This is a genomic window from Brevibacillus panacihumi (genome assembly GCF_003710985.1).
Lineage (GTDB): Bacteria > Bacillota > Bacilli > Brevibacillales > Brevibacillaceae > Brevibacillus > Brevibacillus panacihumi.
Genome location: NZ_RHHT01000019.1, coordinates 25,612 through 43,491, shown reverse-complemented (window position 1 = coordinate 43,491; position 17,880 = coordinate 25,612). Strand labels below are relative to the sequence as shown.

General features: G+C 51.9%; 16 protein-coding genes and 1 pseudogene. 4 read left to right on the top strand and 13 right to left on the bottom strand.

From position 1 onward, the window contains the following. Nucleotides 1–10: 10 nt before the first annotated feature. Nucleotides 11–823 carry a VOC family protein gene (locus tag EDM58_RS09885; protein WP_122913207.1) on the bottom strand — a complete coding sequence of 271 codons (813 nt, stop codon included), beginning with the start codon at nucleotides 821–823 and terminating at the stop codon, nucleotides 11–13. 117 nt (nucleotides 824–940) lie between these two features. Between EDM58_RS09885 and EDM58_RS09880 the strand changes: the two genes are divergently transcribed. Continuing rightward, a complete protein-coding gene (locus EDM58_RS09880; protein ID WP_122913206.1) occupies nucleotides 941–2,107 on the top strand; it encodes a CapA family protein in 1,167 nt (388 codons plus the stop codon). A 73-nt stretch (nucleotides 2,108–2,180) separates the two neighbouring features. Here the strand turns inward: EDM58_RS09880 and glpK are convergent, their stop codons facing one another. From glpK to zwf, 5 genes are read right to left on the bottom strand one after another with little or no spacing between them, the layout of a single operon-like run. Next, nucleotides 2,181–3,674 (bottom strand): glycerol kinase GlpK, encoded by a 1,494-nt coding sequence (glpK, locus tag EDM58_RS09875; RefSeq protein WP_122913205.1) that lies wholly within the window; start codon nucleotides 3,672–3,674, stop codon nucleotides 2,181–2,183. 28 nt (nucleotides 3,675–3,702) lie between these two features. Continuing rightward, nucleotides 3,703–4,320, bottom strand: coding sequence for a cyclase family protein (locus EDM58_RS09870; protein ID WP_122913204.1), 618 nt, complete (start codon nucleotides 4,318–4,320; stop codon nucleotides 3,703–3,705). Further along, complete coding sequence (locus tag EDM58_RS09865) at nucleotides 4,317–5,336, bottom strand: Gfo/Idh/MocA family protein (RefSeq protein WP_122913203.1); 1,020 nt, start codon at nucleotides 5,334–5,336, stop codon at nucleotides 4,317–4,319. The genes EDM58_RS09870 and EDM58_RS09865 overlap by 4 nt, the downstream gene beginning before the upstream one ends. Nucleotides 5,337–5,374: 38 nt before the next feature. After that, nucleotides 5,375–6,271: a phosphogluconate dehydrogenase (NAD(+)-dependent, decarboxylating) gene (gene gnd / locus EDM58_RS09860; protein ID WP_122913202.1), complete on the bottom strand. Its 897-nt coding sequence runs from the start codon at nucleotides 6,269–6,271 to the stop codon at nucleotides 5,375–5,377. A 29-nt stretch (nucleotides 6,272–6,300) separates the two neighbouring features. Continuing rightward, nucleotides 6,301–7,776, bottom strand: coding sequence for a glucose-6-phosphate dehydrogenase (gene zwf / locus EDM58_RS09855; RefSeq protein ID WP_122913201.1), 1,476 nt, complete (start codon nucleotides 7,774–7,776; stop codon nucleotides 6,301–6,303). Nucleotides 7,777–8,244: 468 nt separating this feature from the next. On the opposite strand from zwf, the gene EDM58_RS09850 reads away from it, so the two are divergent. Further along, on the top strand, nucleotides 8,245–9,447 hold the full coding sequence (locus EDM58_RS09850) for a saccharopine dehydrogenase family protein (RefSeq protein WP_122913200.1): 1,203 nt from the start codon (nucleotides 8,245–8,247) through the stop codon (nucleotides 9,445–9,447). A 66-nt stretch (nucleotides 9,448–9,513) separates the two neighbouring features. On the opposite strand, the gene kynB is transcribed toward EDM58_RS09850, so the two are convergent. Then, nucleotides 9,514–10,143, bottom strand: a complete 630-nt coding sequence (gene kynB / locus EDM58_RS09845; protein ID WP_122913199.1) for an arylformamidase — start codon at nucleotides 10,141–10,143, stop codon at nucleotides 9,514–9,516. 142 nt (nucleotides 10,144–10,285) lie between these two features. Between kynB and EDM58_RS09840 the strand changes: the two genes are divergently transcribed. After that, nucleotides 10,286–10,930: a TetR/AcrR family transcriptional regulator gene (locus EDM58_RS09840; RefSeq protein WP_122913198.1), complete on the top strand. Its 645-nt coding sequence runs from the start codon at nucleotides 10,286–10,288 to the stop codon at nucleotides 10,928–10,930. A 7-nt stretch (nucleotides 10,931–10,937) separates the two neighbouring features. Here EDM58_RS09840 and EDM58_RS09835 read toward each other — a convergent pair whose 3' ends face one another. The 3 genes from EDM58_RS09835 to EDM58_RS09825 form a co-directional block, all read right to left on the bottom strand. Continuing rightward, the gene (locus EDM58_RS09835; RefSeq protein ID WP_122913197.1) at nucleotides 10,938–11,417 is read right to left on the bottom strand and encodes a hypothetical protein; all 480 of its coding nucleotides are present in this window, start codon (nucleotides 11,415–11,417) and stop codon (nucleotides 10,938–10,940) included. Nucleotides 11,418–11,484: 67 nt separating this feature from the next. Beyond that, entirely contained in the window at nucleotides 11,485–12,660 is a 1,176-nt protein-coding gene (locus tag EDM58_RS09830; protein WP_183187469.1) for an ATP-binding protein, read from the bottom strand. Nucleotides 12,661–12,803: 143 nt separating this feature from the next. Beyond that, on the bottom strand, nucleotides 12,804–13,454 hold the full coding sequence (locus EDM58_RS09825) for a FusB/FusC family EF-G-binding protein (protein ID WP_122913195.1): 651 nt from the start codon (nucleotides 13,452–13,454) through the stop codon (nucleotides 12,804–12,806). A gap of 973 nt (nucleotides 13,455–14,427) precedes the next feature. On the opposite strand from EDM58_RS09825, the gene EDM58_RS09815 reads away from it, so the two are divergent. Next, on the top strand, nucleotides 14,428–15,720 hold the full coding sequence (locus EDM58_RS09815; protein ID WP_122913194.1) for a Na+/H+ antiporter NhaC family protein: 1,293 nt from the start codon (nucleotides 14,428–14,430) through the stop codon (nucleotides 15,718–15,720). 155 nt (nucleotides 15,721–15,875) lie between these two features. On the opposite strand, the pseudogene EDM58_RS09810 reads toward EDM58_RS09815, so the two are convergent. The 3 genes and pseudogenes from EDM58_RS09810 to pyrF all read right to left on the bottom strand — a co-directional run. Beyond that, nucleotides 15,876–16,313: pseudogene (locus tag EDM58_RS09810) on the bottom strand (hypothetical protein); the annotation flags it as partial. Nucleotides 16,314–16,479: 166 nt separating this feature from the next. Continuing rightward, nucleotides 16,480–17,109: an orotate phosphoribosyltransferase gene (gene pyrE / locus EDM58_RS09805; protein ID WP_122913193.1), complete on the bottom strand. Its 630-nt coding sequence runs from the start codon at nucleotides 17,107–17,109 to the stop codon at nucleotides 16,480–16,482. A gap of 56 nt (nucleotides 17,110–17,165) precedes the next feature. Further along, complete coding sequence (gene pyrF, locus EDM58_RS09800; protein ID WP_425455612.1) at nucleotides 17,166–17,870, bottom strand: orotidine-5'-phosphate decarboxylase; 705 nt, start codon at nucleotides 17,868–17,870, stop codon at nucleotides 17,166–17,168. Nucleotides 17,871–17,880: the final 10 nt, after the last annotated feature.

Below are 17,880 nucleotides of genomic sequence, written 5' to 3'. Positions count from 1 at the left end.
AACTTTATCTTCACATTGGCTCAGTCATGTACATCCCGCCAAACAGCTCATGCTGCGTCTTCTCGCAGTCACCTTTCATACGGACGAAAAATGGCCTCTCCCCTCTTGTTTCCAGCATTTGCTGTGTCGCTCCTGCACCGGACGGCTCGCACAAAGTCACATTCCCGCCAGGCAAGAAAAAGGTTCGGCAATGCGCCACCAACTCTGCATCAAACACACGGGGACCTGCTTCCCAGCCAAACCAGCGGCCCCAGGTATCCGTCGCCTCCTCAAGGTTGCGAACCGCATAGCCGACCGCGTCGAGGTGCGTTGCCCCATTCGGGTGACTTCCGATCAAGCCGCGCATGCTCAACTCCAGGTACCGGTCTTCATCGCCCTGTTCCCATTGAATAAAAAACGGAGGGTGCATCCCGCTTTCGGGATCTCGCGCAAACAGCATCTGCCAGCGTACCGTAGTCCCGTCCTCTCTCTGGCGGCTGCCCGGAACCGGACCCGTAACCTGTAGGCCAGCTTGAGCCAATCGCTTGCTCCACTCCTGGATTTGCGTAGTACGGATTGCGATCTGACCGAACCCCTCGCCTGCCGGCTTTTCATCGACCAGCTGGCGAATCAAAGGGTTGTCCGATCTGCTTGCTATCTCGCTGTTTTCCACAGCGAAACATTCGATGTATGAAAGTCCAAAATAGCTGACACTATTCCAGGTCCCCCATAAGGGGTGACGTCCACCTGGTGAAACATGAAAACCTGCCTGCGCAAGAAGAGCGCTCCCTTCCGCAGGGGGACGATGAAGAAAATGGACGAGATGGTCAAAAGCTGCTTCCATCCGGCAAACTCCCTTCTCATTTGGATCTGGCAAGCTGGCCGACTGGTTTTGCCAGCTTTCGATTTGCTATACTATAGGAATGTTTCACAATAGTCCTGGAAGATCGAGGGGGGTAGAATGAAACAGACGCGAACACAAAGAGTGATGGAACAACGCAAAAAAAAGCGCCGCATATGGCTGCAAATCAGTATGCGAACAATTCTATTTTGCTTGATCGCCGTACTGGCAGTCGGTGCGTATTCGTTCTTCAAAACCTTCTTTTCCGATCCGGACGAAGCTAGCCGATTTCCCGAGACCGGGCCTGACAGTGTTGGCCAGATGCCCGAGCCTGCACCGGAGCCGCACGTTCATCTCTCCTTTGTCGGCGATGTCATGATGGCAGGAAACGTAGAGAAAATGCTGATAGAGAAGGGATATGACTATCCTTACACAGAGGTGGCAACATGGTTTGCCCAAGACGATATTACGATCGCCAACCTGGAAACGCCCGTGACGACCAGAGGGACTCCGCCTGAAAACAAAGCATTTATCTACAAGTCGCCGCCCGCGGCCCTGCCTGCCCTCAAAGAAGCGGGCATTGACGTGGTCAACCTGGCGAACAATCATTCCATGGACCAGGGGGTGGAGGGGCTTCTCGATACGTTTTCTTTTTTGGATAAAAACCAGATTGCCTACATCGGAGCAGGAAAAGACATGGAACGGGCCTATGCCCCTGTCATCATCGAGAAAAACGGGATTCGCGTTGCTTTCCTTGGATTCAGCCGCGTCATTCCTGAGGTAAGCTGGTACGCCGGAAAAAACAAGCCGGGAATGGCTGCCACCTATGATCCCGCCCTTGCAGTAAAAGCGATTCAGGAAGCCCGCACCCAGGCCGATCTGGTCGTGGTCATCCCCCATTGGGGCGAGGAGCGCAAGGATGATCCCGTCGATCATCAGACACAACTCGCACGAGCCTACATCGACGCGGGCGCTGACTTGGTAGTAGGCGGACATCCGCATGTCCTGCAAGGCTTCGAAACGTACAAGGATAAATGGATTGCATACAGCCTGGGCAATTTCGTCTTTACCCGCTCGACCGAACCCCGAACCTGGGAAAGCATCATTTTGCAGGCAAGCTGCACGAAATCAGGGAATTGCGCACTCAAGGCGATCCCGGTTCATGCTGAGCTGGCACGAGCCGTTCCGATGAATGATACAGACGGGCAGATCCTGCTCAAGCGACTGGAGTCCATCTCCATCAATGCGAGGATTCATTCAGACGGCAGCGTATCTGCCAAGGACTAGCTTGCCCAAACGAAAACCTCTGCCCGTTCCCCCATGCCTGGCTGTCCCTCGCCTCGACGGATAGCCAGGCTTTTTACGCAAACGCAATAGCTGCCTGCACGGCTTTTTGCCAGCCAGCATAGAGTCGTTCCCTGCTTTCCTCCCCCATCTCTACCGTAAATGAGCGATCCATCCGCCAGTTTTCGGCGATCTCCCGCTTATCCTTCCAGAAGCCTACAGCCAGGCCAGCCAAATACGCTGCACCCAATGCGGTCGTCTCATTCACCTGCGGGCGATCGACAGGCACACCCAGCATATCGCTTTGAAACTGCATCAGGAAATTGTTGCTCACCGCGCCGCCGTCCACCCGCAGCCTTTTCAACTGTATTCCCGAATCGGCCTCCATGGCGTTCAATACATCCTTGGTCTGATACGCCAAGGCTTCCAGCGTGGCACGGACAAAATGCTCCTTGCTGGTTCCCCTCGTCAAGCCGAATACAGCCCCACGAACTTCACTGTTCCAATAGGGCGTCCCCAGCCCGACGAATGCCGGGACGACATACACGCCATCGGTGGAGGATACACGCTCCGCATATCTTTCGCTCTCCGAGGAGGTTTTCAGCATGCGCAGTCCATCTCGCAGCCATTGGATCGCGGAGCCGGCGACAAAAATGCTTCCCTCCAAGGCGTACTCCACCTCTTGCCCGATCCCCCAGGCGATCGTCGTCAGCAAGCCATGCTCGGAGCGAACAGCTTGCTTGCCTGTATTCATCAGCATGAAGCACCCTGTGCCATAGGTGTTTTTCGCCATGCCTTGTTCAAAGCATGCTTGACCAAATAAAGCCGCCTGCTGGTCTCCAGCAGCCCCGCTTATCGGCACGGCTGCGCCAAAAAACAGATTTTTATCCGTATAGGCGTATACTTCTGAGCTGGACCGTACTTCGGGCAGCATCTGCACAGGTACGTCGAGGATGGATAGCAGTTCTTCGTCCCAGCGAAGGGAATGGATATCGTACATCAGCGTACGCGATGCATTCGTACAGTCTGTGACGTGCACTGCTCCGCCTGACAGCTTCCAGATCAGCCAGGTGTCTACAGTGCCAAACATCAGCTCCCCACGCTGTGCGCGGTCCCTTGCCCCATCTACATGATCCAGAATCCACTTCAGCTTGGTGCCGGAAAAATAAGCATCGATCAGCAAGCCAGTCTTGTCGCGAAAAAGCTGCGTCCATCCCTGCTGCTTCAACGTATCGCAGATCTCAGCCGTCTGTCGCGATTGCCAAACAATCGCGGGATAGATCGGCATCCCTGTCTCTTTATCCCAGACAAGCGTCGTCTCCCGCTGATTTGTAATCCCGATCGCAGCGACTTCATGGGCTGAAACTTGCTGGTTGGCCAGCACTTCCCCGATGACGCTGACCACGGAAGCCCAGATTTCCAGGCCATCCTGCTCCACCCAGCCCGGCTTCGGGAAGTACTGCTTGAATTCCTTTTGGGCCATCCCGATGATCTTCCCTGATTTATCGAACAAAATCGCCCGTGAACTCGTGGTTCCTTGATCGATTGCAAGCACGTACTGCTTTTCCATGTTGTGTCCCCCTGCCTTCCTCTCGTCGCTATGACAGTCCTTCAAACAACAAAACACGGGCTGGCGCAGCATCCGTCCCGATCAGCTTCAGCGGCGCTGCGACCATGAAGTACCTCGACTCTGCCACTTCTCTCAGGCGAAGACCCTCGATCACGATAATCCCTGCCGCAAACAAAATCTTGTGAGTGGGATGCCCCTCCTGATTGCGCTCGATCCCGAGAGCGTCTGTCCCGACGCCGCGAACGCCCAACTCTGCCAGATACTCTGCTCCGTCCTGAGCTAGGTAGACAAACGCAAAGGAAAACTCGTCGCTGTACGAATTTTTTGTCTTAAACAGCAGAAAGTCCCCCTGTTCAATCTCAAAACGCTCCAGATCCTGCCTCGTGATTCGGTCTTCTACCGCTGTCAGGTCCAGCACTTTGCAGCTCCCGACCAGCTTTTCCAACGGAATTGACTCCATCGTCTCTCCGTCCACGACCATATGGAGCGGAGCATCGACATGCGTCCCAGTATGTACATCCAGCTCGATTCTCGATTCTGTGACGTAGCCGTTGGTCTGCGGCTTGATTCTCGGCTGTTTCTCCGCTTTGTTTTTGTAGACGGCCATCCCCTCGTAGATCGCACCTGTAACATCGTACATTTTCATGTTCCCGCCTCCTCTTCTTCTGTACCCCAATCCACGTGCTCGTCAGCCGGAAAGCGCAATCCGATCTGCCTGCGAGCTTCGTCCATGATCTGCATTGCGACAAGGGAATTTTGATGAGAGTTGGTTGACGATTCTCTTTTTCCTGTGCGGATCAACTCCATGAATTCACGAATTTCATAATGCATGAGGCGGGAGGTTTGCGGTACTGTGATGTCCTCGACGCGACCATCGCGGTAGCGTATCTCCACCTTTTGCGGACGATTGATCTTATCGATGACCATCGTGGCGTCCTCGCCTTGGATTTCGGCAGGCAGAAAAGAGGTGGTAATCTTGGAGAACATTACTGCGGCTTCACAGTCCGGGTAACGCATGAGGATGCTTCCCTGCCCGTCCACACCAGAGTCAAGCATGACTGCTTCAGCTTGGATGCGCTGAGGTTTGCCCAATAGGACAACGAGCGGGTATATGCAGTATATGCCAATATCCATCAGCGCTCCGTTGGAAAAAGCCGGGTTGAAGGCATTGGGCAGCTGCCCATCCTTGTAGGCGTCATAGCGGGAGGAATACTGCCCGTTGCTGGCGACATAGCGGCGTATCCGCCCCAATTTGTGCAGATTGCCCTGAATCGCCCGGAAATTGGGGGCAAGCGTGGATTTGACTGCTTCCATCAAGAGGACATCATGCCTGCGTGCAGCCTGAATCATTTGCTTGACTTCTGGGGCGTTGGAGGCAAGCGGCTTTTCACACAGGACATGCATGCCGTGCTCCATGCAGACCAAGGCTTGCGAGGCGTGAAATGAATTGGGGCTGGCGATATAGACCGCATCAATCCGCTTGCTTTTGACCATTTCCTCCAGGTCTGCAAACCAGTAGGGAATTCCTTGCATAGCAGCAAATTCTCGGGCTCTTTCTTCCGTTCGCGAATAGACGGCCTCCAGCGAGAAGCCATCCATTTCCCTGCCGGAACGGATGAATTCCTCGGTAATCCAGTTGGTTCCGATCACGCCAAACCGCATAGTCCTGCCCCCTTTTTGAGAAGACGCTTTTCCCTATTTTATTCTTTCTTCTCCACGGCATGTCCTCCAAATTGATTGCGCAGGGCAGCTACTACTTTTCCAGAAAAAGTATCTGTCTCCAGCGAGCGGTAGCGCATCAACAGGGACATGGCGATCACCGGCGTGGCTGCCTGCAGGTCGAGCGCTGTCTCCAAGGTCCACTTGCCCTCCCCGGAGGAGTGCATGATTCCTTTGATCTCGTCCAGACGGGCATCCTGGGAAAAGGCCTGTTCGGTCAGTTCCATCAGCCAGGAGCGAATGACCGAGCCGTGGTTCCACACTTTTGCCACCTTCGCAAAGTCGTAATCGAACTCGCTTTTGGCCAAGACCTCAAACCCTTCCCCGATCGCCGCCATCATGCCGTATTCGATGCCGTTATGGATCATCTTGAGAAAGTGGCCGCTGCCCGATTTGCCTGTGTACAGATAGCCGTTCTCCACTGCCGTATCGCGGAATAGCGGTTCGACTAGACGCCAAGCCTGCGGGTCTCCGCCTACCATGTAGCAAGCACCGTGTCTGGCCCCGCTGATCCCGCCAGAGGTCCCGGCGTCCAGATAAAAGATCCCGTGCTCCTCCATCTGCGCTGCACGGCGAATGGACTCTTTGTAATGCGAATTGCCAGCTTCAACGACAATGTCTCCCGCAGCGAGCAATGGGGTCAACTCCGCCAGGACGCCGTCTACGTGGGCGTGCGGGACCATCAGCCAGACGATGCGCGGAGCATCCAATGACTCGACCAGCTGTGTCAGGTTTTTTGCCCCGGTTGCACCCGCAATGCTGATTTCTCCTACCGCTTCCGCATTCACGTCAAAGGCAGTTACTTCATGTCCACGCTCCATCAATTGCAGTCCCAGATTCAGACCCATTTTTCCCAAACCGATCAACCCGACCTTCATCGTTATCCGCCCCCTCATTTTCCTTTGCTTCATCGTGCATGTACAGGTGTGTATACAGGCTCGTCCTGCGGATCAAGCCACCAGGTAAAGCCGTCCTCCTCCAGCAAACGGTATGCCGCATCCGGGCCGTTCGTACCTGCCGGATAGTCATGCAGCGGCACGCGATTTTCGGCAAATGCCGCGAGAATCGGCTCCACCCAACGCCACGCCAGCTCTACTTCCTCCCACTGGGCAAAATGCGTCCGATCTCCCTTCATCGCTTCAGCCAGCAGAAGCTCGTAGGGCTCGGGGAGATTTTCCTGATTGGCATACTTCAATTCAACAGGCTCGAGCTGTCCGGGCTTGCCGGGACCATTCAGATTCAATCGCAAGGTCATTCCTTGATCCGGCGAGACGTGGATCACCATCAGATTCGGCAGCTCTGCTTCCTCGGAAGGTTTGCACTGCACCACGATTCGGGTCGACTTTTCCTTCATTCGCTTGCCGGTACGAAGGTAAAAAGGCACCCCTTGCCAGCGCGGCAGATCAATGAACAGGCGGGCAGCGACGAATGTATCGGTCATTGACATGGGCGCTACTCCTGCTTCCTCCCGGTAAGCGAAGGCATGGGTTCCGTCTATTGAACCCTCGCTGTATTGCCCGCGAACCACGTGCAGCCTGACATCCTCTTTGTCTAGCGGACGCACGGCTTCCATTACGTTTCGCTTTGCAGCCTGTATCTCCTCCGCTGTCATCCTCCCAGGCACGTGCATGGCGGTCAACATGGCCAGCTGCAGCAAATGATTTTGCACCATATCGCGAATGGCCCCGGCATGATCATAATAAGCGGCCCGCTCCTCTACTCCGATCGTCTCGCTGGCGGTGATTTGCACATTGGCGATATATCGACTGTTCCAGATCGCATGAATGATCGGATTGGCTGATTCCAGCGATCCCAGGCTCTGCACCATCGGCTTGCCCAGATAGTGATCGATGCGGTAGATCTCTTCCTCGGCAAACGCCTCACCCAGCTTGCGATTCAAGTCACGCGCAGATGCGAGGTCTGAACCAAACGGCTTCTCAACCATCAGACGCCTCCAGCCACTCGTCTGACTCAGTCCGCTTCGATGCAGGTTCCCGGCAATGCCTGCAAACAACTCCGGTGAAACAGACAAATAGAAAAGACGATTCTCCCCGATCCGCCGTTCGCTCTCCCCGCTCCGTACATAGTGGTGCAAATTCAAATAGGCTTGCGGCTGCCGCACATCCATCTCGTAATACTCGATCCCTTGCAAAAAGACCGGAAGCCTGGAAAAATCCCCTGCCCGATCCTGACAAAAATCACGCAGCGACTCTTCTATGTGAGCTCGGAACCGCGACTGACTCCACGCTCTCCTGCCGGTCGCGACTACCCAAAAAGGCTGCGGAAGCTTCCGGTCCAGATACATGCGAAACAAGGCAGGGAAAATTTTGCGGGCTGCCAAATCACCTGTTGCGCCAAACAGCAGCATGGTCATCGTATCCATTTTTGATTGCCCCCTCCTTGTCATCATCACGAACAAGCTGACACCGTTATTATTAGGCAAATGCCTGGTTTCATCAAGTGACTCCCTGCCATCCTGTGCCCGCTTTTTTGCGAGAGAAGAGGATTTTTTTGACTGATTCGTGAACCATATAGAGAGCAGGCAAAATAACCACCCAACACGTTGTCAGAAAAGTCTGCCATCCGTCATTTCAGGCTTGCTCACCTGGCATGGGACGTTGCGGGAGTCTCATACCTTATAAGGGGAAGGCAATTGCTCATGAGAGGGGGTGCCCTTTCTCTCCACTACCGTGAAACTTGATTGAAGGAGGTTATTGTCTTGAGACTTCGTCCGCGTGAACCTATCGACGTTGTCATGTATGTATCGACTTGTATCGCTGATCAGGATTGGCATTTGCAAAAATGGTTGTTCCGAATGCGAAGATAGTTCAAACCATGGGAGGAGGACTCTATGCGAGTCGCGATAGTAGGCGTTGGAGGAGTAGGACAAGTAAGTGCGTGTGAGCTGGTAAAATCACAGTATTTGACCAAGCTGGTTTTGGCGGACATATCCATCGCACCAGCTGAGGAATTGGCCGCAGAGCTGCGTCGCGAGACTGACGTGGAAATTCAGGTCAAACGGGTGGATGCAAGGGACGTGTCCAGTGTGCAGGCCATTTTGGACGATATTGATGTCCTGCTGCACATCGGATTGCCGGAAAATAATTTTGAAGTGATGAAAGCATGCCTGAATACAAAAACGCATTACATCGATACTGCTTCTTCGGGACCACAATGGCTCCGCAAGCAGCTTGCCTGGAACGATAAATTCCGTGCTGCCGGAATCCTCGGCATCATGGGCTTGGGTTGCGACCCCGGCTTTTCCAATATTGCCGCCCGCTACGCCGTCGATCAACTGGACGAGGTAGACGCGATCCTGATCCGTGACGGCGATAACTCCATCGTCGATTACGATGGTTTTTGCTCTTATTTCAGCCCTCAGACTGCCATCCAGGAATGTCTGGCCAAACCCAATTACTGGACGGCTGACAAGGGGGAGCAGTATCTCCCGACCCCTTTTGCCAACAAGGAGGAGTTTGAGTTCCCTGAACCGATCGGCTGGCTCGACTGCTACAATGTCGAGCATGAGGAAGCGACGACGCTCGGCGAAACGATCGGCAGGGCGAAAGGCTGCAAATACGTCGACTTCAAATACGCCTTGCATCCCGATTTCGTCAATACGCTCAAGGTCTTAAGCTATCTGGGCCTGGACAGCGACGAGGAGATCGAGGTCAAAGGCGTAAAAGTGGCCCCTCGGGATGTCGTCGTCACCACGATGCCCAAACCGGTTGATCTGGCTGGCAAAATCCATGGCTACTCCAGCGTGGGTGCCTTGGTCAAGGGCAAGAAAAATAACAAACGCAAAGAAGTTTACGTCTACACGATAGCCAATCATGACGAGGTTTTTTATAAGACCGAGTTCCAGGCGACGATTTGGCAGACTGGCATTCCCCCGGTCGTTGCCGTCGACATGATTGCAGAGGGGTTGCTACAGACGACAGGCTGCATTCCACCGGAGTTGATTGACCCCATCCCTTTTTTGGAACGGCTGAAAGCTCGCGGTATGGCTTGGGATGTCATCGAGAAGACTTCCCCTCTCTCGCAAGGCACGTAGCACGTAACTTGAGATAAAGAAAACCGTTCACCCTTTTGTTTGGGGCGAACGGTTTTTTCACATCTGTTATTCGCTCTTTCGCAGCACGGCTCGCACAGGACTCCCATCCGCATCGGCAAGCGGCAGCGGCAGTGCGATCAACTCATAATCACCCGGCTGGACATGATCCAAAAGCAAGCCTTCCAAAATATGGATATCGTGCTGGTGCAAGCCGTGATGGGCAAGCAATTCCTTGCTGTCCAGCGGATCGACCGACGGTACATCGACCCCTATCAGCCGAATTCCTTTTTCCGCCAGAAAGGCCGGCAGATCAGGGCGCAGATAGCAGATCTCCTCGGGAAACCTCTCTGGATCACTCCAGGAGCCAGTACGAATCAACAGGCGGCTGACGCCTTCCAAATCAAAATCGGCGAGATCGTCTGCCCCGATACTGGGTTTGTCCAACAGTTCCACGACCCGTGCCATCCCGACGTACAGGTCGATGTCCAGATGAAGCATCCTTCTCCCGTCGTCATCGAAATGAAAAGGTGCATCCACATGCGTTCCGGTATGTATACTCATCGTCAGCTTTCCTACATTGACGGAGCCGCTTGATGATTTTGGCCAGTTCACTTCATAGGTAAAAGGCGTATCACCCGGCCATGTCGGTGTCCCTGCCACCAGCGGGCGTGATATATCCAGCAATTTCGCGCACATACGAATTTCCCTTCCTTCCTCTACGCTTCTTTTCCACAGATTACAGAATAGTGGAACCAGCGTCAACATTCACGCGAATAATCGGGTTCTCTCTTTTCATTTGCGACTATTCCCTGTATCGTAAGAACATAGAAAGGGGACGATGGAAGTGGAACAGAGCCATTCCCAGACAGATGGTCGCCACCTCAGATCGCAGCAGACACGGCAAAAGCTACTGGAAGCTGCGCGACAAATCTTTCTCGAAGAAGGCTTTCAAAAAACAACAATCTCGCAGATTATCAAGCGAGCCAATACCGGATATGGGACAGCTTACGTGCATTTCAGCGGAAAGGACGATTTTTTGATTGTACTCATGGAGGATGTTATGGCCGCCTTTTACGCGATCGCGGAACTGCCTTTCTTTCCGCAGACCCCGCAGGAAGCCCACGAGATGATCCTGTACCAGACGACGACATTTTTGAATCTGGCCGTAACCGAACGCAAAATGCTGCAGTTGTTTTCCGAAGCGATGGGCGCTTTCCCCACTGTCCAGCAAAAATGGGAGGAGATCCGGGAGCAATTCGTCCAGCGAATCGCCCAGGATATTCGCCATGCCCAGCGCCAAGGATTGGCCCGGGCAGAAGTAAACCCCGAGCTTGTCGCCCGGGGCTGGTTCTACTCGCATGAAATGTATTTGTGGGACATCGTCAAAAACAAAAATCAAGCTTCGCTGGACGAAATCGCGAGTACCCTCGTCGCGATTTACACCGGCGGACTATACGAGCCGTCCCCTGCATCACAAGGGTAAGAGGGGTTTACAACTGGATTCCATAGCCAAGGGCCAATTGCTTCATGCCCTCTTTGCTTTCTTTGATCAAAGTCCTGGCCTCTTCCAGCTTTTCGCGGGCAGCGGTCAGGCCTGCCTTGTCCTTGTCCTTCATAGCATTGACAATTCGTTGAAATGCCTCCTGCTGTGCACGGGTCGCAGACAGGTACTTTTCATGTACCTCCTGTACTTCCTTGGTCGCAGGCTTGATCTTCTCCAGTTCCTTCACAAATGCCTCATAACGCGGCAATACCTGATCATTCAATCCCTGGTACAGGGCCTGCGGGTCCTTCAGGGTTTGCGACATGTTGCTAAACTGGGTCATAATCTCCTGTTCCAGGGAGGCTACCTTGGGCAATTCCTCTTTGAAGTAGTGATTCGCATCTTCCTCGACTGGATCGCTGCTGCAGCCTGCCAGCAACAAAACGGCCGACAGCACTATCAGCATCCATGCTTTAGCTTTTCTCATGATTTTCTCCTTCCCAACAACTGCTGCAAATAGAGTACCACAATTTGTACAATTATGGATTGGTAAGTTACAACCGATTTTGGTGGAGAAGATAGCATTCGGCTTCCTTGTACAGTCCTTCTTGATCCGCGTGCTTCAGATAGCTTTTCATCGTCCGCAGCCATTCGACCGTCGTGGAGCGGGTCGCGGCGATCGATTCGCGCAGGTCGCTCATCTGGATCGGGCGTTCGATGCCCTTGGTCAGCATATCATGCAGGACTTGCTCCGTCGCCAATTCTACTACATACTCAATATCCGAAGCGGAATAAAAAGATGTCCAGGCGGCAAGCTGCGCGAAATCGAGCGGTTCCGAAGGACGTCCGGACAATTTCTGACGGAATATCGCTTCGCGCGCTTCCAAATCTGGCGGACCGACAAAGATCAGCCTGTCAAACCGTCGATGACAGGCGGGATCGACGTCCCAAGGCATGCTGGTGGCTGCAACGAACAGCAATTTTTCCGGGCTGCTTTTGATCTGGTCCATCTCCCACAGCAATTGGTCGGTCACCCTGCGCAAGAGCAGGGAGGAAGCCTTTCCCCTGTTGTTGCTCAACGCTTCCAGCTCATCGAGGAAAAGAAGGGTTGGCTTTTGCTCCCGTGCCATAGCAAACAAGTCCTTGATTTGATCCTCATTGACCCCCTGATAGGATGAAAGACTGTCTGCCAGGGACATTGGAAGGAAATGCGCCTGACATTCTCCGGCGATCGCCTTCGCGAGGGTGTTTTTGCCGCACCCGGGCGGCCCGTAAAGCAGTACGCTTTCACCACTCCCCTTTTTGCGAAAGATCCCGGCTGCCCCTGAAGTGACAAACGGTTGGACAATCTTCTGCTGCACTTCTTCCTTGATAGTCGTCATTCCCCCGATGTCAGCCAGCGTGATTGGCCGCTGCTCTTGCTCGTCATTGGAACCCTCCGCGCCCGATTGGCCTCTCTGCGCCAGGAGCATGGGAACCGATTCATACGCAAGGAAAAAATCCGTATCCTCAATTGCCTTTTTGAGCGGAGATTCTTGCTGATACGGATTTCCCTCTTTCACGATCATATGTCTAATCTCTTCATCCCCGAGGGTCAAAGCCTGCGTAAAGGCATGCAACGCTTCATTGCGCTCCCCCATCTCTGCATATTCCAGTCCAAGCAGATACCAAGTCAATGCATTCGTCTCATCTCGAGTCAGCATCGCTTTCAATATCTCTATCTTTGTCATTGGTTTCTCCCCTGAAAACGATAATAAGCACATAGCATCATCTTATTATAATGCATATGGCCTACGAGAAGAATATGGGAATAGGAAGAAGGGATGGAAGCAAAAAAACCACCTGGCCCCATGAGGGAGCAGGTGGTTCTCCTTTACACCAGTACTCGCTGGAAAAAGTCTTCCAATTGGCTGACGTCTGTAATCCGCTTGTTGCATTTCTCGGAATCGACACACATGTAATTGCCAACCGCCTTGTAATAATCCGGCGAAAGCGAGGATTTCGCTTTGGATATCGCCGTCACCAGCGCCACTTCTTCATGGCCGTGGCACAATGAACAAAGATTTTTCTTGTTCCCCGGCGTAAATCTGCCTTCTACCCCGATGAATTTACCATTTTCTGGATAAACAAAATAAATCTTGTTCGTTGCGATGTCGATCCATCCCAGGTAGGTAAGCTTGGAGATTTCCATATTGGCGAGATCTGGAAGCTTGAGCTTCTTGCTTTTTGGAAAGAGCTTTTTGATCTGCGCTTCTGTAATCGCTGGAAAATCTATCGTGTACTCGCTTAGTCTGTTAAGGTACTCCGAAAAATCCTGTGATGTTTTGCAGGTCGTAATCGGTTGCAGCAGGTCTTTTTGTTCCTTGCTCAGTTCAGGGAACAGCTCCATGATCTTGGATTCAGCAAGGAAGATGACCGCTTCGAGAACTTTCGGATCAGACACCGTATTATGGGTACGGAGAACATGATCGGCCTGTTTTTTAATGAAATTGTACTGATGGTTGCGGATAAATGGCTGGGTCATTGTGGACACACCTCTAACTTGTAGGATCAGGGCACCAACATCCATCTGCCCCGGGTTGTAGAATGGTATTGTCCATTCCTCCCATCCAACTTAAGCAATTTGACCTGCCTGTTCAATAGGCAGAATTGCAAAAGAGGGGAGGACAAGCCCGGCATCTGCCGCGGGTAAAGCGCTCCAAACATATCGTTTGAGTGATTCTATTTCATGATACTTGGGCAACCGTCCGGCGTTTAACTTGCTTTCCCTGCCCCTGTGAGATTCGCCGATCCGATAGCTTCATCAAACTCGAAACTTGTCGTACGCTTCACCACGGGTTGGTGCCCAGTTATTGTTTTTGAAAAATAGGTTATTTCCGTCTTGCTATCCATATTTCTTGTAGCGGCCTTATTCGCTACAAGCGTTATCTTAATCTGCACACGCGCAACCACCCTCAATCGAGCAGGGAAATAATTACATACTTTACACTCCCTTTGCCGAAGATGCAAGAGGAAACTTCCGTTAGGTGTGATACATGCTGCAGTGGTGGGGAGGAAAAAAGGGAAAACGCTTCAGGCGGGTTGGGATCTTTGCTGGGGGGCATCCCTGGCACTCTATCAGTTATCCTCATTGTCTGGTAAATACAACTACATCTGCGTTACTGGGATAAATCCATCAATAAATCTCTCTCCAAGATTTTTTTCGACTCGCGTTTTGAATAATAAGGAAAAAATTCCATATAATTTAGACTGGAGTGAAATATGCAGGAACAGCTATACTAATATAATCGTCTATCCGGCAGCTAAAAATATCCAGACTTTTTCTTCTTATCAAGAGAGATGGACCGACTGGCCCGATGAGACTCTCGGCAAAGGCTTGATAGATAAAAGGAGTGTTTTATAGATATAAGGCCTCTTCTTGTATTTTCAAGATGAGGCCCTTTTTCGGGCAAAGAATGGACAAAAGAATTGTTCCTTTTATTTTTGGAGGTAGAACCATGAAGCCAGGGAATCCATGGGCGCTGATCCCATTTGTTGTTTTTTTGATTTTATTTATTGGTTCAGGGGTTATTACAGGTGACTTTTACGCCTTTCCTGTGATTGTAGCCATCGCTATTTCGGGAGCTATCGCTCTGATGATGAATCGAAAAGAGCCGTTTTCTCGAAAGGTTGAAATTTTTTGCCAAGGAGCAGGAAATGGAAATGTCATGCTGATGGTAGTGATTTTTCTTTTGGCAGGGGCCTTTTCAGAAGTAGCAAAAGGTACGGGAGCAGTAGACTCAACTGTTAACTTTGCTCTATCGGTCGTTCCGCAAAACCTGCTTGTTGTAGGCTTGTTCATTATTGCCTGCTTTATCTCCCTGTCAATGGGCACATCGATGGGTACGATTGTTGCACTGGCGCCGATTGGCGTTGGGATAAGCCAGCAAACCGATCTTTCCATGGCTTTCGTTATCGGGGCGATTATTGGCGGTTCGATGTTTGGGGATAACTTATCCTTTATTTCAGATACAACATTCACTGCCGTTCGCTCACAAGGTGCACAAATGAGGGATAAATTTAAGGTGAATTTTTGGATTGTGCTACCGGCCGCTATTGCAACGTGCATCATTTTATGGGCCATCACGATGGGTGAAACGGCACAAGTGGAGCATCTGAGCTATCATTTGATCAAAATTGTCCCCTATATTTTGGTTATCATTTTGGCGTTGGCTGGAATGAATGTTTTCCTAGTTCTAGCATCAGGGATTGTTCTCGCTGGGGCAGTTGGCTTAGCGGATGGCAGCTATCATATCATGAGCCTTTTCCAAAAGATTGGCCAAGGAATGGCAGGCATGTATGAAATGGCCTTTCTTGCGATATTAATTGCTGGTATGGTGGAGGTTATGAAAAGCAACGGCGGAATTGACTTTTTGCTTCAACTTGCGACACGAAAGATTACATCGAAAAAGGGTGCTGAATTTGGCATTGCCGGTCTTGTAGGCTTAACGAATGTATCGACGGCCAATAATACGATCGCTATTTTAATTGCCGGACCGCTTGCAAAAAATATTGCTGACCAGTATGGGATTGAGCCGCGTAAGTCCGCAAGCATTTTAGATCTTTTCTCCTGTGCCATTCAAGGCCTTCTGCCATACGGAGCCCAATTCCTGGCGGCTGCAAGTGTTGCCGGAATATCACCAGTGAGCATCCTGCCGTACTCTTTTTATCCGATCCTCATAGGGATCTGCGGAATCGTCGCGATCCTCATCGGATACCCGAAAAAAAAGGAAGCCAAAACATCATCATGATGAAATGACGAGGGCATGTCCTACCTATAAAACCCAGCTACTTTCGTAAAAGAAGATTAGCTGGGTTTCTTACAAGCTGAAGCTCTTTATTCAGCAAATGCGCCAGATGGTTGAAAGTTGTTCCGGAACACCAAAGGACACTAAGATAAGCACTCAATGGCAAACCCTTCGGTATATCCTTTCGGAAGCACTCCCATAAATTGAAGGGCTGTCAAGAAGCTAATAAGAACTGTTATGACCCCAACTGACCATCCTGCAATGATCAAAAGCCATCTTGGCATTTTCTCCCCCCAAGAGGTCACGAGAGCTAAAGCAAATAATGATGCCAGTATCGCCAAGACAGCTGTGAAGTCGATTCCAATGGCATAGAACGTATATAGAAAAGCAGATCCTTCCTTTAACGCATCACCAAACCCTGCTACATCTTGTACAGCTTGATTTGTTGTAAGTCCCACCGTTGATCCCCATGCCCAAAGCGATTTTAAAATCGCATACGGCAACAGAGCAAAAGCTGCTACATAGCCCCATCCTTTAGTCAAATACATTTTATCAACTTTTTCTGACTTCATATGTTTCTCATTTTTTATACTCAAATAACATTCTCCCTTCTCGATTAAGAAATGAAGCCTATTCGTTTTAAAATATACTAAAGGTACGAAATAGTCTCCAAATAAATTCCAGCCTTACATATTTTATACGCCCATTTGGAATGAAAAAAGAGTGAAAGCGGCAATTCGACCACTTTCACTCTCATTATGTTTAAGCAAAAAACGTTTTTGGTGCTTTGCGCCATTCTCCGAGCAGCGTTTCCTGTTCGGCAGTGATCGTACCCTGCTCCCTCGCTGCTTCCAGCAATGCCGTGTAATGGGAAATGGTCGTGCACGGAATTCCTGCATTAGCGAACAAGGCTTCGGCATCCGGGAACTGATAGCTGAAGATCGCGGCGACTCCGAGAACTTCGCCCCCTTCCGCCTGCACGGCCTGCGCTGCTTTGAGCGAGCTGCCGCCCGTGGAAATCAGATCCTCGATCACAACCACCTTTTGCCCTGCAGCCAGCGCTCCTTCGATCTGATTCTGGCGGCCGTGGCCTTTTGCTTTATCACGTACGTAGATCATCGGCAGATCCAACAGCTCCGCCACCCAGGCAGCGTGAGGAATCCCTGCTGTCGCTGTTCCCGCTACGACCTGTGCTTCAGGATACTTTTCGCGAATCAGTTCGGCAAATGCCTGTGCGATCTGGCGGCGAACGGACGGATAGGACATGGTGATCCGATTGTCACAGTAGATCGGCGATTTGATGCCGGATGTCCAGGTAAAGGGTTGATCAGGGCGCAGATGGACTGCGCCGATGGCAAGCAAGCTGCTCGCGATTTCTTTCGCCTTCGTCATGCTATCATGTCCTCTCTTTTCCAGATGGGGTTGTAGTAGCTCGTATATGAGCGGATTTAGCTGCGGTCCGCCTCGACCGCTTGCACGATGCTCTCCCAAGCGGCTGACGGGTCTTTCGCTGCGGTGACGGCCCGGCCGATCACGAGATAGTCGCTGCCGAGCCTAAATGCCTGCTCCGGTGTGGTGATCCGTGTCTGGTCGCCTTGGTCGGCGCCCAGCGGACGAATCCCCGGGGTAACGGTAACAAAGGATTCTCCCAACGCTTTTTTGATCACAGGGACCTCCAGCGGAGAAGCGACGACGCCATCCAGACCCGCTTGCTTGGTCATTTTCGCGTAGTGAAGGACGACATCCTCGACGTCGCCTGCAATTGCCAATTCGTCGTTCATCGTCTGCTTCCCGGTAGATGTCAGCATCGTGACGCCGATCAGCAAGGGAGCAGCAGCACCCGCCGCTGTTCCCTGCTCCAATCCTTCGCGTGCCGCTTGCATCATCGCAACGCCGCCGGCCGCGTGCACATTCACCATGTCCACGCCGTGCCGTGCAAGGCTGCGCATGGCTCCTTTTGCCGTATTGGGAATGTCGTGTACCTTCAGGTCGACGAAGACCTTTAGTCCCAGCTCCTTCAGGTAATGAAACACGGCTGGTCCTTCAGCATAGGTCAGCTCCATGCCGACCTTTACGTAGCGTACATGTCCCTTCAAAGAAGCCAGGCATTGCTTGACCTCTTCCAGTGTAGAAAAGTCGAGCGCAACGATCATGCGCTCACGA